21 protein-coding genes are annotated in these 24,874 nt (G+C 43.4%); 11 read left to right on the top strand and 10 right to left on the bottom strand.

Features of this window, described 5'->3' with window-relative positions; translation table 11 throughout:
• Nucleotides 1-45 precede the first annotated feature (45 nt).
• Both purF and ABJF92_RS15680 read left to right on the top strand, forming a co-directional pair.
• Nucleotides 46-1,554 carry an amidophosphoribosyltransferase gene (gene purF, locus ABJF92_RS15685; RefSeq protein ID WP_446816714.1) on the top strand — a complete coding sequence of 503 codons (1,509 nt, stop codon included), beginning with the start codon at nucleotides 46-48 and terminating at the stop codon, nucleotides 1,552-1,554.
• A gap of 50 nt (nucleotides 1,555-1,604) precedes the next feature.
• Complete coding sequence (locus tag ABJF92_RS15680; protein ID WP_446816713.1) at nucleotides 1,605-2,780, top strand: O-succinylhomoserine sulfhydrylase; 1,176 nt, start codon at nucleotides 1,605-1,607, stop codon at nucleotides 2,778-2,780.
• Nucleotides 2,781-2,856: 76 nt separating this feature from the next.
• Here ABJF92_RS15680 and ABJF92_RS15675 read toward each other — a convergent pair whose 3' ends face one another.
• Nucleotides 2,857-5,982 (bottom strand): efflux RND transporter permease subunit, encoded by a 3,126-nt coding sequence (locus ABJF92_RS15675; RefSeq protein WP_446816712.1) that lies wholly within the window; start codon nucleotides 5,980-5,982, stop codon nucleotides 2,857-2,859.
• An 11-nt stretch (nucleotides 5,983-5,993) separates the two neighbouring features.
• Nucleotides 5,994-7,097 carry an efflux RND transporter periplasmic adaptor subunit gene (locus ABJF92_RS15670; protein ID WP_446816711.1) on the bottom strand — a complete coding sequence of 368 codons (1,104 nt, stop codon included), beginning with the start codon at nucleotides 7,095-7,097 and terminating at the stop codon, nucleotides 5,994-5,996.
• A gap of 255 nt (nucleotides 7,098-7,352) precedes the next feature.
• Between ABJF92_RS15670 and ABJF92_RS15665 the strand changes: the two genes are divergently transcribed.
• Genes ABJF92_RS15665 through ABJF92_RS15650 form a run of 4 tightly spaced genes read left to right on the top strand, consistent with a single transcriptional unit; the run spans nucleotide 7,353 to nucleotide 14,319 of the window.
• The gene (locus tag ABJF92_RS15665; RefSeq protein WP_446816710.1) at nucleotides 7,353-9,275 is read left to right on the top strand and encodes an ATP-binding cassette domain-containing protein; all 1,923 of its coding nucleotides are present in this window, start codon (nucleotides 7,353-7,355) and stop codon (nucleotides 9,273-9,275) included.
• 3 nt (nucleotides 9,276-9,278) lie between these two features.
• Complete coding sequence (locus ABJF92_RS15660; RefSeq protein ID WP_446816709.1) at nucleotides 9,279-9,872, top strand: DUF2760 domain-containing protein; 594 nt, start codon at nucleotides 9,279-9,281, stop codon at nucleotides 9,870-9,872.
• A gap of 2 nt (nucleotides 9,873-9,874) precedes the next feature.
• A complete protein-coding gene (locus ABJF92_RS15655) occupies nucleotides 9,875-11,626 on the top strand; it encodes an Hsp70 family protein (protein WP_446816708.1) in 1,752 nt (583 codons plus the stop codon).
• Complete coding sequence (locus ABJF92_RS15650) at nucleotides 11,626-14,319, top strand: Hsp70 family protein (RefSeq protein ID WP_446816707.1); 2,694 nt, start codon at nucleotides 11,626-11,628, stop codon at nucleotides 14,317-14,319. The genes ABJF92_RS15655 and ABJF92_RS15650 overlap by 1 nt, the downstream gene beginning before the upstream one ends.
• A gap of 33 nt (nucleotides 14,320-14,352) precedes the next feature.
• On the opposite strand, the gene ABJF92_RS15645 is transcribed toward ABJF92_RS15650, so the two are convergent.
• The gene (locus ABJF92_RS15645) at nucleotides 14,353-15,213 is read right to left on the bottom strand and encodes a lipase family protein (RefSeq protein WP_446816706.1); all 861 of its coding nucleotides are present in this window, start codon (nucleotides 15,211-15,213) and stop codon (nucleotides 14,353-14,355) included.
• Between the two features lie 198 nt (nucleotides 15,214-15,411).
• On the opposite strand from ABJF92_RS15645, the gene ABJF92_RS15640 reads away from it, so the two are divergent.
• Nucleotides 15,412-15,936, top strand: a complete 525-nt coding sequence (locus ABJF92_RS15640) for a peroxiredoxin family protein (RefSeq protein WP_446816705.1) — start codon at nucleotides 15,412-15,414, stop codon at nucleotides 15,934-15,936.
• Nucleotides 15,937-15,997: 61 nt separating this feature from the next.
• On the opposite strand, the gene ABJF92_RS15635 is transcribed toward ABJF92_RS15640, so the two are convergent.
• The gene (locus ABJF92_RS15635; RefSeq protein ID WP_446816704.1) at nucleotides 15,998-16,507 is read right to left on the bottom strand and encodes a hypothetical protein; all 510 of its coding nucleotides are present in this window, start codon (nucleotides 16,505-16,507) and stop codon (nucleotides 15,998-16,000) included.
• 37 nt (nucleotides 16,508-16,544) lie between these two features.
• Here ABJF92_RS15635 and ABJF92_RS15630 point away from each other — a divergent pair, with 37 nt between their 5' ends.
• The 4 genes from ABJF92_RS15630 to ABJF92_RS15615 all read left to right on the top strand — a co-directional run bounded on the left by ABJF92_RS15630 (nucleotide 16,545) and on the right by ABJF92_RS15615 (nucleotide 20,204).
• A complete protein-coding gene (locus ABJF92_RS15630; RefSeq protein ID WP_446816703.1) occupies nucleotides 16,545-17,699 on the top strand; it encodes a M14 family metallopeptidase in 1,155 nt (384 codons plus the stop codon).
• 117 nt (nucleotides 17,700-17,816) lie between these two features.
• Nucleotides 17,817-18,389 (top strand): elongation factor P-like protein EfpL, encoded by a 573-nt coding sequence (efpL, locus tag ABJF92_RS15625; RefSeq protein ID WP_446816702.1) that lies wholly within the window; start codon nucleotides 17,817-17,819, stop codon nucleotides 18,387-18,389.
• A gap of 155 nt (nucleotides 18,390-18,544) precedes the next feature.
• A complete protein-coding gene (locus ABJF92_RS15620; protein ID WP_446816701.1) occupies nucleotides 18,545-18,961 on the top strand; it encodes a GFA family protein in 417 nt (138 codons plus the stop codon).
• 73 nt (nucleotides 18,962-19,034) lie between these two features.
• The gene (locus ABJF92_RS15615; protein ID WP_446816700.1) at nucleotides 19,035-20,204 is read left to right on the top strand and encodes a benzoate/H(+) symporter BenE family transporter; all 1,170 of its coding nucleotides are present in this window, start codon (nucleotides 19,035-19,037) and stop codon (nucleotides 20,202-20,204) included.
• A gap of 74 nt (nucleotides 20,205-20,278) precedes the next feature.
• Here the strand turns inward: ABJF92_RS15615 and ABJF92_RS15610 are convergent, their stop codons facing one another.
• From ABJF92_RS15610 to ABJF92_RS15585, 6 genes are read right to left on the bottom strand one after another with little or no spacing between them, the layout of a single operon-like run.
• Nucleotides 20,279-20,941 carry a sensor histidine kinase gene (locus ABJF92_RS15610; RefSeq protein WP_446816699.1) on the bottom strand — a complete coding sequence of 221 codons (663 nt, stop codon included), beginning with the start codon at nucleotides 20,939-20,941 and terminating at the stop codon, nucleotides 20,279-20,281.
• A 2-nt stretch (nucleotides 20,942-20,943) separates the two neighbouring features.
• The gene (locus tag ABJF92_RS15605) at nucleotides 20,944-22,155 is read right to left on the bottom strand and encodes a response regulator (RefSeq protein ID WP_446816698.1); all 1,212 of its coding nucleotides are present in this window, start codon (nucleotides 22,153-22,155) and stop codon (nucleotides 20,944-20,946) included.
• Nucleotides 22,156-22,180: 25 nt separating this feature from the next.
• Entirely contained in the window at nucleotides 22,181-22,408 is a 228-nt protein-coding gene (gene yacG, locus ABJF92_RS15600) for a DNA gyrase inhibitor YacG (protein WP_446816697.1), read from the bottom strand.
• Nucleotides 22,405-23,007: a dephospho-CoA kinase gene (coaE, locus tag ABJF92_RS15595; RefSeq protein ID WP_446816696.1), complete on the bottom strand. Its 603-nt coding sequence runs from the start codon at nucleotides 23,005-23,007 to the stop codon at nucleotides 22,405-22,407. Before coaE ends, yacG begins: the two co-directional genes overlap by 4 nt.
• A complete protein-coding gene (locus ABJF92_RS15590; RefSeq protein ID WP_446816695.1) occupies nucleotides 22,997-23,794 on the bottom strand; it encodes a prepilin peptidase in 798 nt (265 codons plus the stop codon). Before ABJF92_RS15590 ends, coaE begins: the two co-directional genes overlap by 11 nt.
• Nucleotides 23,791-24,858, bottom strand: a complete 1,068-nt coding sequence (locus ABJF92_RS15585; RefSeq protein WP_446816694.1) for a type II secretion system F family protein — start codon at nucleotides 24,856-24,858, stop codon at nucleotides 23,791-23,793. The genes ABJF92_RS15590 and ABJF92_RS15585 overlap by 4 nt, the downstream gene beginning before the upstream one ends.
• Nucleotides 24,859-24,874: the final 16 nt, after the last annotated feature.

The raw sequence follows: 24,874 nt of genomic DNA, 5'->3' as shown, positions 1-24,874 counted from the left end.
TTGCGGCTGAACCAGCCGCCGTTTCCCAATACGAGGATCTAGAACATGTGTGGTATCGTTGGTGTCGTAGGCACGTCTATAGTTAACCAAGCAATCTTTGATGCGTTAACGCTTCTTCAGCATCGTGGGCAGGATGCTGCGGGTATGGTCACAAGCCATAATGGACGTTTATGTTTACGTAAAGACAATGGTCCGGTCAGTGAAGTGTTCCGTACACGTCACATGAAAAAACTACTTGGGAATATTGGCATTGGCCATGTTCGTTACCCAACGGCAGGCACTTCAAGCTCCGCTGAAGCTCAGCCTTTTTATGTAAACTCTCCATACGGCATTTCGCTTGCGCATAACGGCAACCTTACCAATACGGCGAAGCTAAAGCGTGAAGTGTTTGAGTCAGACCTACGTCATATCAATACCACTTCAGATTCCGAAGTGCTGGTCAACGTATTAGCTCATGAGTTACACGAAGAAGGCAAATTAGTGCCAATTCCTGATGACATCTTTAATGCATTGGAGCGGGTTTATCAGCGTATCGAAGGTGGTTATGCTGTTGCCGCCCTCATTACTGGTTATGGCATTCTTGCGTTTCGTGACCCAGATGGGATTCGCCCATTGATTTATGGATCACGTGAAACAGAACAAGGTATTGAGTACATGGTTGCTTCTGAAAGCGTAGCACTGGATGCTGCTGGCTTTAAAGTGGAGCGTGATATTCAACCAGGTGAAGCGATCTTTTTAGACGTTAATCATAAGGTGCACATGCGTCAATGTACGCCTAAAAAAGTGCCTCGACCATGTTTGTTTGAATACGTTTATTTTGCTCGTCCAGATACTGTCATTGATAGTATTTCGGTTTATAAAGCCCGTATTAATATGGGTGACCGTTTGGCTGAAAAAATTCAGCGCGAATGGATAGGGCATGATATTGATGTGGTTATCCCAATTCCGGACACCAGCCGCACAGCAGCGCTACAAATTGCTCAGACCCTTGAGATTCCATTCCGTGAAGGCTTAGTGAAAAACCGCTACATTGGCCGTACCTTTATTATGCCGGGCCAAGCGGTGCGTAAAAAATCTGTTCGCCAGAAACTTAACCCTGTGCCATTTGAATTTAAAGATAAAACCGTTCTGTTGGTGGATGACTCTATCGTCCGTGGTACGACCAGTAAGGAAATCATTGAAATGGCTCGTGAGGCAGGCGCTAAGAAGGTGTATATCGCCTCAGCAGCCCCTGAAGTTCGTTATCCAAATGTTTATGGTATCGATATGCCAGCAGCCCATGAATTGATTGCTCACAATCGCACTGTGGATGATATCTGTGAGTTAATAGGCGCTGATAAGCTGATCTTCCAAGATCTTGATGATCTAATTGAAGCATGTATTGATGAAAAACACTCAGAGGTACGCGAATTTGATACCTCAGTTTTCGACGCGACCTACATTACTGGCAATATTGATGCGGACTATTTGGCCAATTTAGAAGGCAGCCGTAATGATATTAATAAAATCAATGTTGAAGTGACGACATCCAGCGATATGATGCACCCAATGTAATCTACACTAAATTATGCATTCAACGTTCAGCGAGTATTTAAGGATAAAAAATGTCGAATTTTAAAGATGCGACAAATGCTATACATGCAGGTGTTGCACAAACCCAAGAGCAGGAGAATAGTGAAGCTATATTCATGACTTCTAGCTTCGCCTATGCCAGTGCTGAAGAGGCCGCCGGTAAGTTCTCTGGTGATGATGACGGTAATGTATATTCCCGTTTTACTAATCCAACCGTAAGTTTGTTTGAAAAGCGTTTAGCCACTCTAGAGAAAGGTGAGGCCGCCATTGCAACAAGTTCGGGCATGGCTGCGCTTATGACTCTGGCGTACAGCTTACTAAGTGCCGGCGATCGCGTGGTTTGTTCACGTAATATATTTGGTTCTACCGTGAAGTTTTTCAATACCTATACGGTTAAGTTTGGTGTTGAAGTGGTCTATGTAGATGCTACAGATTATGCCGCATGGGAAGAGGCCATTACAGATAAAACGCGACTGTGCTATTTTGAAACACCGTCTAACCCGCTTTACGAAGTGGTTGATGTGGCGAAAGTGTCACAATTAGCACGCAACAAAGGTGCTTTACTCTGTGTTGATACGGTTTTGGCGACCCCAGCATTACAGAACCCTCTTACTCAGGGTGCGGATATCGTCATGCAGTCGGCCACCAAGTTTATTGACGGCCAAGGTCGTTGTTTGGGCGGGGCGCTTATTGCAAGCCAAGAAATCGTTGATGTTTTCACTGCCTTTATGCGCAGTGCTGGGCCTTGCATGAGCCCATTTAATGCTTGGATATTACTCAATGGTTTAGAGACCTTGTCATTGCGTATGACAGCACATTCCGCTAATGCAATTAAATTGGCGAAATACCTTGAAGCTCACGAAAAAGTGAAGAAGGTAAATTATGGTGGTTTGCCAAGCCATAAGTACCATGAGCTGGCTAAACGACAGCAAAAAGACTTTGGCGGACTGCTATCTTTCGAGCTAGAAGGTGGGCGTGACTCGGCTTGGCGCTTTATTAACAGCACCAAGCTGATGTCTATTACTGGTAACTTGGGCGATACTAAAACCTTAGTGACGCATCCTGCTACAACAACCCATGGACGCTTAACGGACGAAGAAAAACAAAAAGCAGGTATTGCTGATGGCTTAGTAAGGGTATCAGTCGGCTTGGAAGATATTGACGATATTATTGCGGATGTTGAGCAAGCCTTAGGTCAACTAGATTAGTTTATGTTCTTAGAATAACTTAGCTCAAAAAACCCTCAATGTTTTGTTAAGTCAAACATTGAGGGTTTTTTATGTCTTAATCAAAGTGGATTGATTCCAGCTGAGCTTTTTCTTTTTTACGATAACCCAATACCAGTAGGCAAGGAGTCAGTATCAGTGTTAAAGGTGTAGCAAAGGTTAGCCCGCCAACAATGGCTGTAGAAAGTTGAGTCCACCATTGAGCCGAAGGGGCGCCGACACTCATTGCCTGATGTGTAAGATCAATATTGAGCTGGAACACCATGGGTAATAAACCGAGAATAGTGGTAATGGTGGTTAACATAACGGGTCTTAAGCGTTGCACCCCTGTACGAATGGCCGCTTCACGAACAAGCATGCCTTGTTTACGTAAACTGTTAAAAGTATCAATCAAGACAATATTATTGTTAACTACTATACCCGCTAAGGCAATGACACCAACACCACTCATAACCACGCCAAAAGGTTCGCCTTTTGCCATTAAACCAATAAATACACCCATCGTAGAGAAAATAACCGCACTCAAAATCAATAGGCATTGGAAGAAGTTATTGAACTGAGTAACCAGGATAATAGCCATAATAAAGAAAGCCACTCCAAAGGCTTTCATTAAGAAGATCATGGATTCCTGTTGATCTTCGGTGTTACCACGGAACTCATAAGAGACATTATCACCTAGGTGAGAAGCATCAAGTTCAGCTTTGATGGTTTGAATTACCTCGTCGACTACCAGTCCATCTCTAACATCCGCCTCAATAGTCACCGTTTTTTTGCCGTCGGTTCTATTGACTACTCCTTGCTTTGGCGCAGCGTAGCGGTGGATAAAGTTACTCGCAGGAATGCTACCTTGAGCTGTTGGGATTTGTAACTGATCTAGTTGCTCTAGGTTTCGCTGCTCAACAGGATAACGTAACACAATATCAATTTTGTCATCTGCGCCCTCGGGAAGGAAGTCACTTAAAGTGATTCCTGTAGTGACTAGTTTAGTGACATTGCCCAGCATGTTGACATCGACACCATATCGACTTGCTTGAGCGCGATCGATGTCGATCCGCCATTCAATGCCCGGTAAAGACCGGCTGTCACTAACGGTTAGAATTTCATCCCTTGCTAATAGTTCGGCATTGATTTTGTCAGTGGCCGTATTCAATGCCTCTGTAAAGTCAGAACTTAGTTGTAGTTGTATGTCTGCACCTGATTGAGGGCCGCCTTGTTGAACTTCAGAACTTACTTCGATGCCTGGGATCTGATTTGTCCTTGCTCGAATTTTATCAAGTATGGCACTTGCAGGCTCACGACTATGCCAGTCGGTAAACTCTAAACTCATACTGCCTATACTATCAGTTGCAGCATTGTTTCCAGGTGTAGAATAAACCGTGACTACGGTGCTTTTAAGGCCTGGAAAACCAAGAACTTGTTGCTCAACTTGTTTTACTAATGAATTTTTTTCATTAAGAGATAAGTCTCCGCGGGCGCGAATATCAAGGCTTGCTGCCTCGGGCTCTACATTCGGGAAAAACTCTACACCCTTACCAAACTTACCGTAGCTAATAAAAATGCCTATCATAAGGGTGATGGTGAAAAGCAGCACCCATACTGGACGCTCAACCAATTGAGATAATAGGCGACTATAAAAACCAGAAGCGCCTTTTAGTAATCCTAAATCACCTGTTTCGGTGATACGAAGTGTATTAAGCATCTCAGCAGAGTAGGCGCCTTTCTTACCTATAATAGAGCCGATAGTTGGGATCACGATTAACGCCATAACTAATGAAGAAGCCAAAGTGGCAATGATAGTGATGGGCATGTAACGCATGAATTCACCAACAATGTCCGGCCAAAATAACAATGGCATAAATACCGCCAAGGTCGTTGCGGTAGAGGCGGTAATAGGCCAAGCCATACGTTTGGCAGCTTCACTGTAGGCTTGCTGCTTGGACGCTCCTTCGGCCAGTTTTCGGTCGGCGTATTCGGTCACTACAATGGCGCCATCTACCAACATGCCAACACTTAATATAAGGGCGAACAATACCACCATATTGATGGTATAGCCTTGGATGTCGAGTAACAGAATGCCGGATAAAAAGGCACCAGGGATTGCAAGACCAACTAAAAGTGCACTACGAATGCCAAGCGCCCACACAATAACGATCATGACGAGTAAAGTAGCAGCGAGCACATTGTTGAAAAGATCGTTGAGTGAGGTTTCTATTTCTTTGGATTGGTCTTCCGTGAGCTGATATTGGACACCTTCTGGCCAATGTTGACTCTGTTCAGCGACCACCTCCTTAACGCCTTCGATGGTTTCTATGATGTTAGCGCCTACGCGCTTGGATACAGCAAGGGTTATGCTGCGTTGTCCAGCAACTCGAGCATAACTGGTAGCATCCTCGAAGGTGAGTTCACCTGTTGCGATGTCTCCTAGCAATACTACGTCATCACCGCTAACTTTTATGGGTAGGTTTAGAATATCTTCTTTAGTTTTTAGGAGTCCCGGGACTTTTAATGCAAATTTACCCGCACCAGTATCAAGATTGCCGGCGGCAACAAGGCGGTTATTGTTGGCGACGAAGCTGGCTACATCCGATAAAGATAAATTGTATGCTTCGAGTTGTTCCGGGCGAATAATAATTTGTGCTTGTTGCTCGCGGTCACCACTGATGGCGGCTTCAAGTACGCCATCAGTGGCCTCGATGGTATCTTGTAAATTGTTAGCCATTCGACTTAATATGGCAAAATCTACATTGCCTGATAAATTAACTCTTAAAACTGGGAACGTAGAGAGGTTGATTTCATTGACACTAGGCTCATCAGCGTCATCAGGCAGTTCACTTTTAGCGCGCTCAACTTTTTCCTGAGCATCAATAATGGCTTGATCAATATCTGTTCCGGATTCGAATTCAAGAATAATCGAAGCATGACCCTCGGATGCAGTGGAGCGCAACTCTTTAAGCCCTTCTAATCCTTTTAGCTCTTTCTCTAGTGGGTGTACCAGTAAACTGTCCGCATCTTCTGGAGATATACCTTCCAGTGAAATCGATACATAGGCCATCGGAATAGTAATATCAGGATTACTTTCCTTTGCTATTTCCACGTATGAAACCGTACCTGCAATGAGTATCAGAACAAAGAACATCATTACGGTTCTTGAGCGAGCTAAAGCCGCTTCAATAACTTTTTGCATCGAATCTATCCTTAGTCTTGATAATGAGCGTTCACTTTATCGCCTGGGGCAACAAAACCTTGCCCAACGGTAATAATATTTACGTTATCTGGTAGGCCTGTTACCCATACTTTGTCACGTTCTGATTTCACAATCTCCACTGGCATGAGAGTGACAATATTATCAACATCTAAAATCTTCACAGCTGTATTACCGCTATCATCCAGCGTTAACAGGGCGGGTGAAAAAGCTTGTGCTTTCTGATCATCCAATAAAAAGTCCACGCTAGTCGATAATCCCGCCGGAATTTTGTTGTCGGGGTTATCGACTAATATTTCCACACTGATCGTGCGGCTTGCTTCGTTGGCGGTAGTGCTTATGTAGGAAACGGTGCCTTCAGCACTTTTACCTGATTCGAAAGTAATGTCTGCCAGTGTCCCGATATCAATTTTGGTGACTTTGTTTTGCGGTATATTGACTTGAACTCTAATGGGGTCGAGAGAAACCAAGGTACCAACTGAAGCATCGTTGGTTAGAAACGCACCTTTTTGAGCATTTAAAGTATTTAGAACACCAGTAAAAGGCGCCGTTAGATTGGCGTTTTCTAAGTCAATTAATAAAGATTGATAGTTTGCTCTAGCGGTGGCTAAATTTGAATCCGCCTGTGCGAGGTTCACTTTAGTTGAGTAGTTACTCGAAGACAGCTTTTTGATGCCTTCATACTCTAAAGTTCTTTGTTTCAGAATCAACTTGGCTTCTTCAATTTGGCTATTTAGGACGCGTGTGTCGATTTTAAGAATAGAGCGCCCTTCGGTGATGGTATCTCCCTTGGATGCGAACAGTTGTACGACCCTACCTTGAAATGTGTTTCTTAGTTCTAGGGTTTCATTCGCAAGCGTTTTACCGCTCAGTGGGAGGTGCAATTGTATTGGGCGAGCTGAAATGGTTTGAGCTTGTACTGAATAACTGATTGCAGATTCGGCTTTTGCGGCATTAACTTGAGTGTCTGTCGTTTTACTTTGATTGGCTTGGGAAGGCGCGGTGGTTAAACCCGTATCACCCGTTGCCATCCAGACTATAGCGGCCCCTGTGACCACTACCGCTGTGATTGGACCAATTTTATTTTTTAATTCCATTAAATACTCCGCTTTCATGCATACGGCTAATGTGACACAGACTTAGCTGAAAATAATTAAAGATTATTATCAGTAAGATAACACAAGACTTATCTGTTTATACGGCAGCATTTGGAATTTTTATCAAATTATTTACACAATTACTAACAGTATAATATGCACGAGTTTTTGTGAATATATGAGCGTAATTGCTGAATCTGTGCTCGGAAGAATGCTAATATACGGCCACAAAATTTTTACATTATTTGGATAGATATGAGTCTATTGTCATTAGAGCAAGTCAGTGTCGCATTCGGGCACAACCCATTGCTTTCAAAAATTAGTTTTTCTGCCAACGCTGGTGAGCGTGTTGCTATAATCGGCCGAAATGGTGCTGGTAAGTCTACTTTGCTGAAAATCATTTCAGGTGAGCAGGTAGCCGATGAAGGCGTAGTGCGCTTAGAAGGAGGTATGCGTCTAGCTCAATTACCTCAAGAACTTCCGGATGCAAATGATAAAACAGTACGTGAAGTGGTAAGTGAAGGTGCCGGTAAAGCTCATGAACTTATGTCTCGTTACTATAAATTGCTAGAAGATCTAGATGCAGATCACAGTGATGAACTTGGAGATATTCAAGTAGAGTTAGACAAAATTCAAGGCTGGGATCTTGAACAACGAGTGAATCATATGGTTCAGCGTTTGGCGCTACCTGCTGAAAAGCTAATGTCGGAGTTGTCTGGGGGATGGCGTCGCCGAGTGATACTCGCGCAAGCCTTGATTTCAAACCCAGATGTCTTGCTACTAGACGAACCAACCAACCATTTGGACGTACCCACGATCGAATGGATGGAACAGCAACTTCAGCAGTTCCGTGGTTTGATCCTATTTATTACCCATGACCGTCGTTTTCTTGAAAAGCTGGCTAACCGTATTGTTGAGCTTGATCGCGGTAATTTATTGTCATTCAGCGGTAATATTAATGAATTTTTAGTCTTTAAAGATAAACTGCTAGAGGAAGAAGAGCGCGCAAATGCTTTGTTCGATAAGCGCCTAGCAGAAGAAGAAGTTTGGATTCGACAAGGTATTAAAGCACGTCGTACCCGTAACGAAGGCCGTGTTCGAGCGTTGAAAGCGTTGCGGGTTGAGCGTTCAGAACGCATTAACCGTCAAGGCAATGCCAAAATGGCGATTGAGAGCAAAGAGAAATCAGGCAAGATGGTGGCTGAATTTACTCAGGTTGCTCATGCGTTTGATGACAAAGTTATTTTGCAACCGATGGATCTTGTGGTTTCAAGAGGCGACCGTATTGGACTTATTGGACCTAATGGTTGTGGTAAAAGTACCTTCCTAAAGATTTTATTGGGTCAACTTGAGCCGGCTGAAGGGGCTGTGCGCATCGGCACAAAACTTAATGTGGCTTATTTTGATCAGCTTAGAGAGCAGCTAGACCCTGAACAAACCGTTGCTGAGAACGTAGGCGAAGGCAAAGAAACTATTGAAATCAATGGTCAGAACAAGCATGTAATCGGCTATCTAGGTGACTTCCTATTTCCCCCGGAAAGAGCTCGCACCCCAGTTAAAGCATTGTCTGGTGGTGAACGAAATCGAGTTTTATTAGCCAAGCTGTTTACCAAACCTGCCAACTTGCTGGTGATGGATGAACCGACCAATGATCTCGATGTAGAAACGCTAGAGTTATTAGAAGAGCTGTTAATGAATTATGACGGCACCTTACTGTTAGTTAGCCATGACAGGGCATTTCTAGATAATGTTGTAACCAGTGTGATTGCTTTTGAAGGGCAAGGCTGTGTTCGAGAATACGTTGGTGGCTACCAGGATTGGATTCGACAAGGTGGTAAATTCCCAAGTGAATCTACCTCTCAGACTGACGAAGTAAAGGTTGCAAAGCCAAGTGCCGTTGCTGAAACACCAAAAACACCTGTAGAAGCCAAAGCTGCCCCTAAACCAAAAGCTAAATTAAGTTATAAGCTACAACGAGAGTTTGATGGTATGCCAGAGTTGATTGCCAGCCTTGAAAGCGAAGTGGAAGCTTTACAAGAAATCACCGCCGGGGCGGATTTCTACGCAGGTGATGCACAACAAGTACAAGATACGTTGGCCAAAATGGCTGAAAAAGAACAACAACTTGAGAACACTATGGAAAGGTGGCTTGAGCTTGAAGAAATGCAGAATGGGTAAGTTATGAGTAATGAATTGAAACCTATATCCTTTGCCGCTCGCTTTGTTGGCGCGTTTGGGCAATTTTTTAAATACCTTGGTGATGGCGAATATGCGGCCCGTTGTCAGCAGCTTAGCCATGGCGAGCTATTGGCCAATGAAGTTGAAGCAAAAATCATTACCGAGACAGTAGAAGTTATCCGTGAAATCGAAGTGCCAGCACCCGTACTAGACACAGTAAATACGGATGGTGCATTACATTTACTGCAGCTTCTGCAACAAGAAGCACGCTTCATCGATTTTCTACAAGAAAATATTGATGATTACAGTGATAGCGATGTGGGGGCGGCCGCTCGTCAAATCCATAAAGGTTGTGCAAAAGTCTTGTCTGGGCACTTTACGCTAGAAGTGGTGAACCATAGCCCTGAAAACAGTCGCATAGAAGTGGCAGCAGATTATGACAACAGCCAAATCAAACTAGAAGGTCGCGTCACTGGTGAAGGCCCATATCAGGGCACGCTAGTGCATCCTGGTTGGCAGGTAACGGATATTCGATTGCCTAAAGTAAGTCGAACCGACCGTTTGCACATCATTGCTCCTGCACAAGTCGAGGTGTAATCATGAGTCAGTATTTCATTGGTATCGACCTCGGTACCACGCATTCGGCCGTGTTCTATTCTGCTAAAAATGGTGACAATTCAGGGCATATTAAAGCTTTAAAAATTCCTCAATTGGTTGCCCCAGGGCAGGTTGATGAATTGGCATTATTGCCGTCATTTGTTTATTACCCTCATAAAACAGAATTTCTAGAAAGTGATTTGCAACTACCGTGGGGAAAAGCCTCTAGTGTGATTGGCCAATTTGCTCGAGAGTTGGGAGCAAAGTCTTCTGGACGTATGGTACAGAGTGCAAAAAGCTGGTTGTGCCACGCAAGTGTTTCAGTAGATGAGGCGGTTTTACCGATAGATGCTTTAGACGAAGTTGCTAAGGTTTCTCCTCAGCATATTACTCAAGCCCTGCTAGAGCATTTGGTTCAGGCATGGCATCTTGCCTTTCCAGATGCTGTTATGGCTGAGCAAGACGTGGTGATTACTGTGCCTGCTTCTTTCGATCCGGCGGCAAGGGCTGCGACAGAACAGGTCGCGCAACAATTAGGACTACGTGCGCGCTTAATTGAAGAGCCGTTAGCGGCGTTTTATGCCTGGTTAGGGGAGCAATCTAACTGGGCAGATAAACTCACGGTTGATGATCAGGTTTTGATCGTGGATGTGGGTGGCGGTACAACCGATCTGTCCTTGATCCAAGCGGTTGAGAAAGACGGTGCGTTAGGTCTTGAACGTGTCGCTGTAGGTAGACATATCTTGCTTGGTGGCGATAACATGGATATGACTCTTAGTTATCATCTTGCCGCACAACTGGCTCATTCCGGGACACAACTGGAAGCGTGGCAAATTAGTGGTTTAACCCAAGCTTGTCGACAAGCCAAAGAACGTTTATTGGCGGATGCTTCCCTCGCTGAAGTCAGTGTGGTGGTGCCCAGCCGTGGTCGTAGTTTATTCAATAACAGCATCAAAGCAACACTGACTCAAGCGGATGTAGAAACCCTACTATTGCAAGGTTTTTTTCCAGAGGTTAGTTATGGTGAGCGTGCTCATAAAACGCCTCGTAGTGGTTTCAGCACTATTAACTTAGATTATGAAACAGACCCTGCTATCACTCGTCATATTAGCGAATTCTTAGCCCAGCATGATGCCAAACCTAACAAAGTATTACTTAATGGTGGTGTCTTTAATGCCAGCATGATTCGCCAGCGCATCGAAGCTCAATTAGCCGCTCTTCTGCAGGAAAACTCTCCTGTTATGTTGGTGCCAAGTCACTTAGATTATGCGGTGGCTAAAGGCGCAACTTTTTATGCACAGACTCAGGCCGAGGGCGGCGTTAAAGTTAAAAGTGGTCTAGCGGCTAATTACTATATTGGTATCGCCAGTCCTATGCCCGCTATCCCTGGTATGCCAACACCTGTCGATGCTTTGTGTGTTGCACCATTTGGCTTGGAAGAAGGCTCAAGTGAGCTTATGTTGCCTAATGAATTTTCATTGATTGTGGGAGAAACGGTGACCTTCCGATTCTTCCAATCACAAGATGGTGAAACGGATAATATTGGCAAGGTGATTAGCTCTTTCGCTATTGGTAAGCTATTGGAATTGAGTCCTTTGTCAGTAAGCTTAGAAGCGGGGCATTATCAGGCGGGGGAAATGGTGCGCGTGTACTTAACCGCGCAAGTGACAGAGCTCGGTTTGCTATTGTTGCAAGCTCACGACAGTCAATCTGAGCTAAGTTGGACAATCGAGTTTTTAGTTAGGGAGTCTTAATGTCAACAAGTAGCTATCGAGTGGGTATTGATTTAGGTACCACGAACTGTGTGGTTTCTTACCTTACAGCGGGAGCATCAGACCCTCTGCTATTATCGATACCGCAAGTGATGGCGGATAACTCCGTACAGGTGTTTGAATATCTGCCTAGCGCTATTTATCTATTGGCAGAAGATGAAACATCCTCGGCTGTTTTGCCTTGGACAAAGGCAGCATACGATAATCTCGCTTGTATTGTGGGAACTGGTGCCTTGGCTTTAGGCCAGCGACGAGCGGATCAACTCGTACAAAGTGCTAAGAGTTGGCTAAGTCATAGTAAGGTCGATAGAAGAGCAAAAATTCTGCCTTGGGGCAGTGAAAACGGCCAAAAACTTAGCCCGTTGCAAGCCAGTAAAATCTTGCTGGCGCATATTCGGGCAAGTTGGAATCAGCAATTCCCAGAGGCCTTATTGGAAGAGCAAGAAGTGGCTTTGACGCTGCCAGCATCCTTTGATGAAGAAGCTCGTGCATTGACGCTGGAAGCGGCGAACCTAGCAGGTTTGAAACATTTATACCTATTAGAAGAGCCTCAGGCGGCTTGTTATCATTATATGAATGATGAAGCCAAGTTGGCTGCGATTGCCGATAAAAAAATGCTCTTAGTGGTGGATATTGGTGGCGGCACAAGCGATTTCAGCTTAGTAGAAATAAAACCATCTAATACCCAAACCGATGAGATCACCCTAAAACGGATTGCTGTTGGGGACCACCTCCTGCTTGGGGGGGATAATCTTGACCAAGCTCTAGCTTTCCAATTGGACCCTCAGCAAATTTCTGCGTTGTCTACCAGCCGATTGGCCGCACTGGTACAACAAACACGCCAAGCGAAAGAGCAGTTGTTAGCCGCAAATGCTCCTGAAAAAGTCAGTATTACTGTGCTGGGTGGCGGTCGCCGTTTAATTGGCGGTTCGCAAAAATTTGATGTGTATCAGCAGGCCTTACTCGAACAAGTGGAAACAGGTTTTTTGCCTAACGTGACCCTGCACGATAAGGTCGTGAAAAGTAGCTATGGCATGCATACACTAGGCTTACCGTATGAAGCGGATGCCGCCTTCACTCGTCATCTGGGTGCATTTTTGACCCAGCACCAATCATTAATTGTTGCTGCGACAGGCCACAGTATGCCAGACGCTGTATTATTTAACGGTGGACTGTTTAACAGCCAAATTTTAAAGCAGCGCTTTCTTGATCAACTGGCTTCATGGTCTGACCATCCTTTACTGAGCTGTTTAGCGCCAGAGCCTAATGCAGCAGTGGCTAAAGGTGCCGCCTTGTACCTAAGTGCTCTAGCAGGAGACGGTAAGGGTATAGAAAGTGGGGCTGCTCATAGTTTATATCTACAATTGGCTGATGATCAGTTTGTGGGCATTTTGCCGAAAGGAACCCATAGTGCCCAAGTGACCACCCTAGAGCAGACATTTTATGTGGCTGTGGATGAACCCGTACAATTCCCTTTATACCGCGCTGAAGATTTCATCGAGTGTCTCCCTGGGACGATTCATGACGCTTCAGGTATGCATTATGTGTCGAATCTAACTACTGAGCTTGATAGCCAATGCCAAGATGAACAGGTGGCGGTGCAAGTGAGCGCCCAGCTTACTGAAGTAGGTGTGTTGCAGGTTAGCCTTGTGGCAAGGGATTCTAATGACCAATGGCAGTTAGATTTTTCTACACAAGCAAAAGAAGAGTTGGCTTCTTCATCCCAAGAAGAGTTGCTGCATGCTAATACCGGCGCCGCCGAAGAACACTTGATGAAGTGTTTCTCTAATGTTGGGCAGAAACAATTCCCTGATTTGGTGAAATCTTTAAAACAAGATTTAGATCAACTATTGGGAAGCCGTGAGACTTGGAATCTAGCCACTTCAAGGCGCTTAGTTGATAAGTTGCTGAGTCTTAAATCAGGCCGCAGTAAGTCCCCTGTCCATGAACGCCAATGGTTACAGCTAGTAGGGTTTTGTTTACGACCCGGTTGTGGTGATGCCGCAGATAAACCTCGGGTAGACCAGGTTATTAACCTGACTAAAGCGGGGGCGCTGCATGATTCTGCACCAGTATGGGGGCAGTACTGGACATTGTACAGGCGTATCGCTGGTGGTCTAAGTGTAATGGATCAACAAGTTTTATTAAAAGAGTTTAATCAATTCTACTCGCCAGCAGGGCAGCGTTCGCGTGAAAAGATGAAAGCGCTAACGACTCGATCAAGCGACGATCTCATTCGCTTGGTGGGGGCTTTGGAAGCTTTGGCTCTTGAGGATAAGCAAGCTTTATTGGCTTGTTTGCTCAAACGATTAAACAAATCGTCTGAGCCTGATACCGCATGGTGGAGTGTTGGGCGTTTGGCTTCCAGACATTTACTCTCAGGGCAAAGTGCTGACAAACTGCCTGAAACACAGCTTTACCCTATTTTAGATGCTTGTCTAAAAGAAGATTGGAAAAAGCGTAAACAAGCAGGTTTGGCTGCTGTTTTGATGTCTCAAGTGTGTCTTGATGAAACCGATAAAATGCCGATGTATCGTAAAAAAGTGGCCAACAAACTTAAGAAAGATAAATGCCCAAGCCAGTGGTTAGAGCGCTTAAACAGCTTAGATGAAATCAATGATGATGAGCTAAATGCCTTGTTAGGGGAAAGCTTGCCTATAGGTTTGCGCCTCTAGATTGCTCTAGAGGCCATGGCTTTCTCCTAGGGCTTAATCCAGTGTAAAGCCAAACACATTGATGTCTGTCTTGTAGGTCACTTCTTGAGACTCTTGCTGAAGCTCGTTGAGCTTAGCAAGATATGTCATCATTTTATGTGCTATTAAGTTCTTTTCACTAGGAATGCTACTGCCGAATTTAGTGGCACGTAGCATGCTTTTTATACCTGTCGTAAGCGCATACTGATTTTTTCCTTGTAAAATTATCTCATCCCCCATGTGCCAAAATATATCAAGGTTGGTTATTTGTAACGGACTAATGGGTGGCACGAGTGGCACGATATCTTCTGGAGTAACAACCCGTAGCAAGGGGAGGGCGATAAATTTTTTTGCGCCACTAACGTTGGTGACTTTAGGTTGACCAAAGGTAATGACCTGCTGTAAATCGTAACCATCCTGTTCAAGATACATAGCTAAAATAACGGCAATGGCACCACCCAAGCTATGTCCTGTGGTAGAGATTGGCATGTCTGGGGCTAAGAAGGGTTGGACTTCTTGATAAACCGCACGGGCGGCACTGGCAAAACCTTGATGCAAACTTATGGCTAAAGTGGTGTCTGTTTGCAGCGCAAGGTTAAGGTTCAGCATCACGTTCTCAAGATTAGCGGTGCCACGAATGGCAATGGTTTGTATGTCGTCATTTGAGCTTAGGTAAAAGCTTACCTGTGAGTTTGTAAAGGTTGCCTGATGTACTAGTTGGCGCTGTTTCTCTTCTAAAATCTGTCCGAGTGCTTCGTCGTTTAAATAAGTTCCGTTGGATAATTCTGCATAGTCTTTAATAGTAGAAAAATTCAGTTTGGCATGGGCATCATTACAAACGATGAGTAGTAAAGCTAAAAATAATAAGGTGCGCATCAGTTAGGATAATCCACATCATGAAATAAACGTGAGAGGTTACTGAATAAATAACCTTCATGAAACAAGAAAGTTGTTTACTTAAGTAGTATGGTCAGACAATAAGGAAGAATTGCACAAATTTATTCATTTAAGTGACTATTGTATGATTATTTGTGACACTCAAAATCCAATAATTAAAATACTGGAGAATGATAGATGACAAGTCATAAAGTTGATGCTGGTAAGGCACTTCCTAACTTCACAGCAAAATCTGTGTTGGACGGTGAGCAAATAACAATCGGTCAAGCAAATGGTAAGTGGCAACTGGTGATTGTTTACCGCGGCAAGCATTGTGGGCGCTGTAAAAAATATTTGAATATTTTACAGGGGCAGCAACAGGCTTGGGCAGATGCAGGTTTCGATATCATGACTGTCTCCGCAGATTCTCAAGCCAAAGCTCAGCAGGATGTTGCTGAGTTTAACTGGACTTTCCCAATTGCTTGTGAGCTAAGCATTGAGGATATGAAAAAGCTTGGTGTTTATATCAGTGAGCCTCTGAGTGCTAATGAAGCGGATGGTCCTTTCTCTGAACCGGCAGTATTTTGCTTGCGACCAGATGGTAGTGTCCAAATTGCGGCGATATCCAATGGCCCAGCAGCACGTCCGGACCTTGCAGAGCTTCTAGACGGTATGATCTTTACCATTGAAAACGAACGTCCAGCTCGCGGCACTTATCAATAATATTTCCAGTTTGGATGCCGTATATAAACGGTATCCAAACCTATTTAATTCTTAGATTATTTTACGCTTCTTGAATATCCTCTAGGTTTATAAGCTGATGATCTGCCGCAACTTGTAGCAATTGCATGATCAGTTCATCTGGTGGTAAAAGATGTAAGGGTGTATGGATTCCCATGTCATTGATTACTTCATCTAGTTGTACATCGCGCTCATCAAACCAGTTATAAATACTTTGTACTTCAAAACTAGGCTCTAAACCTTTAGCATCATAAGTCGCTTCAATCAAAGGTGTAATCATTTCAGGCTCAAGTGCGTACACCACATCCGTATCGAATTCGTTTATCCATTCCGCTAAAATATCACTGGCTTCATAACCAAACTCATAGAGCTGTTGCTCATCCAAATCTAATGCGTTGGATTCAATTGTGTGATTTTCCAACCAAGCATCATCGGGTATGACTAAAACTTCTTTAACTTGTGCTTCGTGAGTAGACCAAGTAAAGAGTAATGGGAAAGCTGGCTCATCGGAAGAATTAGCGACAGCCGTTATGAATATAGGTAAACTTGCCATAATATAGAATCACAATTTAAGTGTAAGGAATAAGCGAATGACCAGCCGAATCAAGATAAGTAGTGAATTTGATGGCGGTAATATTTCCGTTATTGACGCGACGGAACCAGACAATATTAGAGTAAAAATCCCTAACGATACAAACTCTAAATTCCTACAGTGGTTTTATTTTCGATTACAAGGCGGAATGGGCGAACAATGTGTGATTCATTTTGAGAATGCCAGCCAAGCGGCTTATCCAGCTGGTTGGGTGGATTATCAGGCTGTTGCTTCTTATGATCGTGAATATTGGTTCCGTGTACCTACAGAGTACAATGACGGAAAGCTGGTTATACATCACCAGCCAGAACAAGACAGTGTTTACTACGCTTACTTTGCCCCTTACAGCTATGAGCGCCATTTAGACATGCTGGCTTGGGCGGCCAGCCATGAAGATTGCATAACCGATCATATTGGTGAAACCGCTGAAGGTCGCGATATTACGCTTTTAGAAGTAAGTAAAACTCAAGGTTTAGCTAAGAATGTTTGGATTATTGCACGCCAGCATCCCGGTGAAACGATGGCAGAGTGGTTTGTCGAAGGGCTGTTAGAGCGTTTGTTTGATGAGTCCCATCCTATTGCTCGATCCTTACTGAACCAGTGTCGCTTTTACGTTGTCCCCAATATGAACCCAGATGGAGGGGTTCACGGAAATCTAAGAGTCAACGCCAAGGGCGTGAACTTGAACCGCGAGTGGAAAAATCCGAGTAAAGAGTTCAGTCCAGAAGTGTTGGCCGTACAGAAAAAAATGGCCGAAACAGGCGTAGATGTCTTCTTGGATATACATGGAGATGAAGCCTTAGCCGTCAATTTTGTGGATGGGTGTCAGGGCGTGCCTTCTTTCGATGAACGAATGGCCAGTCTGGAAAGTATTTTCAAAGATGCATTTTGTGCGGTTAGCCCAGATTTTCAAACGGAGATGGGTTATACCCCAGACCAATTTGGTGAAGCGAATTTAACTGTTGCAACCAAATGGGTGGGGGAGACTTATCGTTGTTTGGCGTTAACCTTAGAGATGCCCTTTAAAGATAACCAAAACTTACCCGATGAAATCGTCGGTTGGTCACCTGAGCGGGCTAAAATCTTAGGAGCTGATGTGCTGTATCCTTTACATCAAATAATGGCCAGTACTGCTATGAAGGCTGAGGATTGATTGGCGATATTTAAGGGCGAAGTCTAGATGACAGTATCGTTTGTTTTGCGACACTAGGCGACAGACTTAAGTTTGTATTGCGTGTTTATTTTAATGGTTTTTATCAGGATATAGAGAATGCCAAAAGCATCTGAAATTAAAAAAAATGTTGCCATCGATCATGATGGAAAGACTTTTATCGTAAAAGATATTGAGCGCTCTGTGCCTCAAGGCCGAGCTGGTGGAAGCCTGTATCGCATGCGTATGTACGATGTGGTAACAGGCAGAAAAGTGGATGAGACTTTTAAAGACTCAGATATGATCAATTTGGCTGATCTTGTGCGCCGTCCGGCGATGTTTTCTTATTTGGACGGTGAAGAATATGTCTTTATGGATACAGAAGACTACACACCGTACAATCTGAACAAGGCATCCATTGAAGAAGAAGTGCTTTTCATTAATGAAGAAACCGCAGGTATCCAGGTTATTTTGGTCAGCGACTCACCTGTCGCGCTGGATATGCCCACCAATGTGGAATTGGAAGTGGTTGAAACAGACCCATCTATCAAAGGTGCCTCAGCGACATCTAGAACAAAGCCTGCGGTACTTTCAACCGGTGCAACAGTGCAGGTCCCCGAACATATCTCTACGGGTGACCGCATTAAAGTGAATGTGGAAGAGCGTAAATTTGCAGGTCGTGCTGAAAAATAGCACTGACTGTATTTAGATTAAAGAATGCAGCCTTAGTGCTGCATTTTTTATGCAAAGATTCTTGAACCTAACTGTGCTCTAAGGTGTAATAATTCACTTATCAGCTTAATAAGCTTCGTAGTTAAACATGTTCAATGACGATGTGAGAAGACATAATGAGTGAAGCAAAGTATCCGATTAAAGGCGCTTGTCAGTGCGGGCAAGTCACTTATGAGCTATTAGCCGCGCCAGCCATGGTGGCGGCTTGCCACTGTCGTGAATGCCAAAAACTTTCTACGAGCGCCTTCAGCTTAACGGCATTTGTAGACAGTAAAAATATTCGTTTTGAAGGCGAGATGGCTGAATGGCAACGTCCAGCTGATAGTGGTAATATCAGCGCTGCAAAGTTTTGCACAAATTGTGGTAACCGTTTATATCATTATAATCCTGCTGAGCCTGACAGCATCAAACTGAAACCTTCAACACTAGAAGATACCAGTATTCTTGAGCCCGCCATTCATATTTGGACCAATGAAAAGCAAGATTGGTATCAGATACCTGAAGGTGTAAAAACCTGCGAAAAGCAACCGTAGCAATGTTCGTGAGCACGTTATTTTTGATATCAAGCGCCCTATAAGGGCGTTTTTATTATATTAAGGAAAATGAGTGTTAAATGTTTTAAAGGACTTAAGCGTTAGCGCTATTGTGGCAGGCTTTGTTGCCGTCTTAATCGGTTTTGCAAGCTCTGTTGCGATTGTTTTCCAGGCGGCTCAAGCGGCAGGGGCTGACTCCGCTACAATCGTTTCTTGGATTATGGCGCTTGGACTTGGAATGGGGTTGAGCTGCTTCTTTCTGTCCTTATGGTATAAAGCACCCGTAATTACTGCGTGGTCGACACCAGGGGCTGCGCTCTTGGCGACCAGCCTAGGTGCGATAAGTTATCCCGAAGCCATTGGTGTATTTGTATTCGCTAGTGGCTTAGCTGTTATCACAGGGTTGACAGGTGGCTTTGATAAACTGATGCGCTGGGTGCCATTACCAATAGCCTGTGCCATGTTAGCAGGGGTTCTGTTTAATTTTGGTCTTGCTGTTTTCACATCCTTTGAAAGTAACTTTTTCTTAGTGGGGGCTATGTTGTTGGCTTACTTGGTTAGCAAATTAGTAGTCCCTCGTTATTCAGTGTTAGTGGTGTTAGTGACAGGTGTCGTTTGGGTTTTATTGAATGAAGGTAGTGCTAGTATGGGGGAGATTCCCCTGGCATTGGGTAGCTTTCATTGGGTGTGGCCAGAATGGAATCTAGGCGCCATTATTGGGATTGGTATTCCTCTTTATATTGTTACCATGACCTCACAGAATATTCCGGGTGTGGTGGTAATGAAAAACGCTGGCTATCAAGCACCAGCTTCTCCCCTTATCTATTGGACGGGTATTGCTGGGGTTGTCCTAGCCCCTTTAGGCGGTTTTGCCTTTAATTTAGCTGCCATTACCGCCGCTATTTGCTCAGGTGACGAGTGCCATAAAGACCCTGCTAAACGTTACATTGCAGGTTTGTCTGCGGGAGTTTTCTATATGCTTGCGGGTATGGCAGGTGCCACAGTTGTCGCTATGTTTTCTATCTTTCCTACTGCAATGATCGCAGCCTTAGCTGGGATAGCCTTGTTTGGCACCATTGCAACCAACTTAAAAAATGCACTGGGTGAAGAAGTCACTCGTGAGGCCGCATTAGTGACTTTTTTAGTGACGGTGTCTGGATTGTCATTCGCGGGCATTGCTTCCGCATTTTGGGGGATTTTATTTGGTGCCATTTTCCTAGTGGTGAGCAATATCAAGCGCTAGGTATTAGATAGGTATTAAAAAGGTCCGCATTAAAACCATAGGCGGACCTGATTTATCATGTGTTGTAAAAATTTTTATTGAGGTAAGTAAACCGCTAAGCGTGCGCCACCAAGAAGTGATGATGCTTCACGTTTAACATAACCTTTCTTCTCTTTAAGCTGATGGGCATCTGCCGAAAGGGCAGAGAAATAAAGCCCTAAACCTGTATTGGATTCATCAAATTCACTGTTACCTTCTAATAAGTCACTATCAAAGCCTTTGCCATCATCATCAATAGCGAGCACTAAGAAGTCATTATCCAGACTAGCGTTAATCAGGATTTTAGATTTTGCAAAGCGAATGGCATTATAAACAGCCGTACTTACCACAGCAGTCATTAATCTTTCATCAAATGTACCAATGAGCCTTGAATCACATTGGTAATCTAGTTCGAGTGACTTAGCATTAGCGGAAGGCTGTAAAGCAAAGGTCTGATCGTCTAGGAATTCGTCCATTAAAAAAGTATCTATATGTAATTCATAACCATCAGAGGCAAGTTTATAGAGATACAGATATTCAACCCATTCATCATTGAGCTTTTTTAAAGACTCCTCAATGGTAACTATCTTGACCTGGTTGTGGTCACTTTGAGGAAGAGTATCTTTTAGCGATTGTAACTTGTACAACAAAGTGCCAACTTGATTTTTGCTCTCGTGAATGGCACTGGCTAATATGGTACTGATATCCAAGTTTTTCATAGTCAGGCTCCGAAAGCAGTTTGGTAAGCAGCTCTTTGTTCATCACTTAAAGGGGTAGCTTGTTTTGAACTGGATTCTGTACTCCAAGCATTGAATACTTGTTTAGCATTTTTCTTATCATCTTTGGCAAGGAGCAAGTCGATTTCATAAGAGTAGCAGGTAGCTCGCACAGAAGGTTGGTCAAAAAACAAGTTGTGAAGTTTTTTAAGTGTATTGTTAAAATTACCCTCATGTCGACTGAGCAAGTGCTCTTCCTGAGCTATTTTAACAATAGAATTAAGATGTCCGAAATATATTTCTGGGCTGTTATAGCAAGAATTTTTCGCTAGGAAAACCGCTCGACGGTAGGCTGTCTCAGCAATTTCGTAATCTCCTAGAGAGAGACTAATCTTGCCCAATTCTATTTGACGCATCAGGTTTTTTGGTGAACGTTCAACAGCATCAATTAAAACTTGCTGAGCTTCTTGTGGTAAGTTCTGCGCCATCTTGATTTTGGCTAACCAGTCATAAGCACTTACAAAGAAACGGTTGTCCATCATGAGTTGACGGAACATCTGTTCCGCTTTATCTAACTCGCCAATGTGAAACTTTGCTTGCGCTTTACCGAACAATGCCCAAGGCATTTTCCGCTCATTAAGGGTTTTATTAAAGACAGCAATAGCATTACGGTAGTCTTTAAGTTTTAGGTAGCTTTCACCAACAATACGCTGGCATCTACCCGCTAGCTGTGGATGTTGCTCAGCAATAATTTTTGCTTCTGCGATGGCTTTCTTAAGGTCGTCCGCGTCTAAAGCTAGATTAACCGGAAGTAATTTTTCCTTCATGGTTAACATCTTATTGAGTCGACGTTGTAATACTGCTTGAGAGAAGGGTTTAGTAATGTAGCCGTCTGGTTGGAATTCAATAGCGCCCATTACCATTTCAATAGACGTTTCAGCGGTTACCATTAAATAAGTTGTGGTGTGAGGAATAAGATTAGAATGGCGCAACTCTTCCAAAAGTTCCTGACCATCTTTACCACGACCAAGATTGTAATCTGACAATATGACATCGAAGGTGGTGTTTTGTAGTAATTCGATGGCAATTTCTGCCTTCATGGCAATCTCAATGGAGCCAAATCCAAAGTCATTAAGCATTTTTTTCTGCATAATACGCGCTTCAGCCATATCTTCTATCAGCAGTGCTTTTTTCTTTGAAAAGTTTTGAGAATGCATGTTTTGTAAACTTCCTGTTTAAGAATTATAAAAATGATTTATTCGCATCAACCCTCAGATCTTCTGAAAATATCTCGTCCTCTTCTGAGGTCTGTTGGGGGATTGCGTAAGATTCATTTGCCCATTCGCCTAAATCAATGAGTTTACACTTCGAGCTGCAAAATGGTCGATCCGGATTCTCTGTGGACCAGACCACTTTTTTATTGCAAGTCGGACAAGCAATTTTTGCTTGTGATATTTTGTTATCCGTCATAATAACTCTAAAATTTCTTTGTGTAATCTATGAACTTTACCATTCAAATCAATAATATTGCCAGTATTTTCCAATACAAAGTCAGCTTTAGAGAGTCGTTCATCATTACTTAACTGAGAGGCTATTATTTTATCCGCATCGACTTCACTGGTATTGTCGCGATTGACGACACGTAACCGCTGTAATGACAATGGCACATCAATAGCGATGGTGAATCTACATTGACTATTTTGACCGGTTTCAAAAAGAAGCGGATGAACCATTAATACATAGTGTGAAGTGGCTTGACGGAGCTGCTCTAGTAGCTGCTTTCTAATGGCGGGATGAGTGAGTTGTTCAAGCCATGTTCTTTCGTTACTGTTATTGAACACGATACCCCTGAGTTTACCTCTATTGAGTGACCCATCGTCTAGCAAGATGTCATCACCATATCGTAAGTGTATTTCTGCAAGGCAATCTGAGCCGATTGCAACCGTTTCTCTCGCCACATCGTCAGCGTCTACGGATTGAATGCCAAGGTCGTTAAACAGATTTGCAATGGTGCTTTTGCCGGAACCTATACCACCAGCAAGACCAATAATAGGGGGATTATGTTGCATAATAAAAGAACGCTATTATTCCTGATATTGCCAAAAAGGGCCCAAAAGCTATCTGGGATGATCTGCTTATTCTTGGATTAGCGATAAGCATAACTAAAGTGTACAAGATGCCCAAAAGGCTTGCACCCAGTATCACTCCAGTTAAAGCATTAAGACCCAGCCACGCTCCCAATACTGAGTAAAGCTTTACATCACCAAGCCCCATGACTTCTTGCTTTTTTATCATTGAAAAAATGTACCTCAATGTAAGCAGTGACACAAAGGCAATGATCATAGCAAGAACGTGGTTAGACAATGAGTCGTTGTATAACCTCAAAATTAGGGCACTAATAAGGATAGCTAGACAACATTCGTCGGGTATGAGCCCAAGCGTAAAGTCGATTTGAGACAGTGTTAACAAAGCGCTAATGATGAAAAAATTTAAAAGAAGGCTGGTCACATCGGGTGTGACTAGACAAAGTAGAACGGCAAACATTAAGTGTGTCACCTCCAAACAAAGGTAAAGTTTATTAAGTGACTTTTTGCAAAATGGGCATCTACCGCGGTTAAAAAAATATGCAATGATAGGAAGACGATGTTGAATATGGAGTCTGTGTTTACAGCAGTCGGTATTCCAAAAAGCCCCAGAATAGCTAGACGGCTTGAATTCTAGGTTGAGAATTTCGTGGGCTTCCTTGCGCCATAGAAAATTCTGTTGTTTGGGCCAGTTCAGACAAAAATAAGCACTATAACCGCCTAGAAAAGGGCTTAGGAAGATAATAGCTAAGGTTAGTGCTTGATCCGTCATGGTGAAAGACTAAACATAGGGCTGTATAGCGCCAGTAGTGTCTTAGTTACAAAGCCGCCTGCTATCAACAGGCAGATGACAGGGATGGTTTTCTCAAAAAGGTTGATGTTTTGCTGCCAGCGCTTTTCATGCTGAGACGCCGCTAGAGTTAATGCACGCTCAATATTGCCATCTTTAGTTGCACTATGAAGGGCTAGTTTAGCGTGCGCTGGAAACCAATTTTTAGGGAAGCTCTCTGCGTAACTTTTACCAAGTTTTAAGGCGTAGTAGGTTTTGAGTATTTCAGTTTGTAGCCCCTGATGAACAAAATAATTAGGCATCTGTTGCAGGGCTTGCTGAAAGGCGTAACCGGATTTTCGAAGGGTGTTGATAATGATAAAAAGTTTAGTTAACCGAAAGTGCTCATTGTACTTTTCAAGGTAAGTGCAAGCATGACCCGTTATAAGTGATCTGAATAACAGGGTTTGGAAGCCTGTAATCAAAGCGTATTGAGCGAGGAGAATGGTTGAGTCCATATTGCTATCTGGTCGATCAGTGGGTAGTAGTATTTGGTTTGCCAACATCATGATGAAAGCAATCTGAATGATACAACTAGGATACATCAAGGTTTTAATTAGCCTACTAGACCAAGAAAGCAGCGCATCCAATTGAGAAATGGATAATTCGAGACTCGCGATGCAATCTTCTCTGGAGCCGCGTTCATTGATTAATTGACAAAAGGCTTGAGTTTGATCATGAGATAATCGTGTGAGGATTGTGTTTAGGCCTTTGCCTCGGTGTATTTCATCTAAAATTGCTTGGTTGATATCACAGAAGCTTTGGTTGGTATTAGATCCAGATAAGTGTTTAAAGGCATCAGTAAGCTGAAGCCCTGAGAGCATCGCGCTGTGTAATTCTCTATAAAAATATAACAGGCCTTTATAATGAAAAAGTTTTGGCTTCCACAGGCGGATCTTAACATGCCAAAAACCAAATCCTAGGTACTCATAAAGTAGTGTTTCTTGATCCTCTTCGAAACGAAATTCGTATTCATTCTTAGCGGTATAAACTTTAAACCACGGCATGGGTAAGCTCACTTTT

The organism is Marinomonas sp., from assembly GCF_039940335.1.
GTDB lineage: Bacteria > Pseudomonadota > Gammaproteobacteria > Pseudomonadales > Marinomonadaceae > Marinomonas.
Note: the sequence above shows the minus strand (reverse complement) of the source record. Positions and strands in the feature narration are given on the sequence as shown.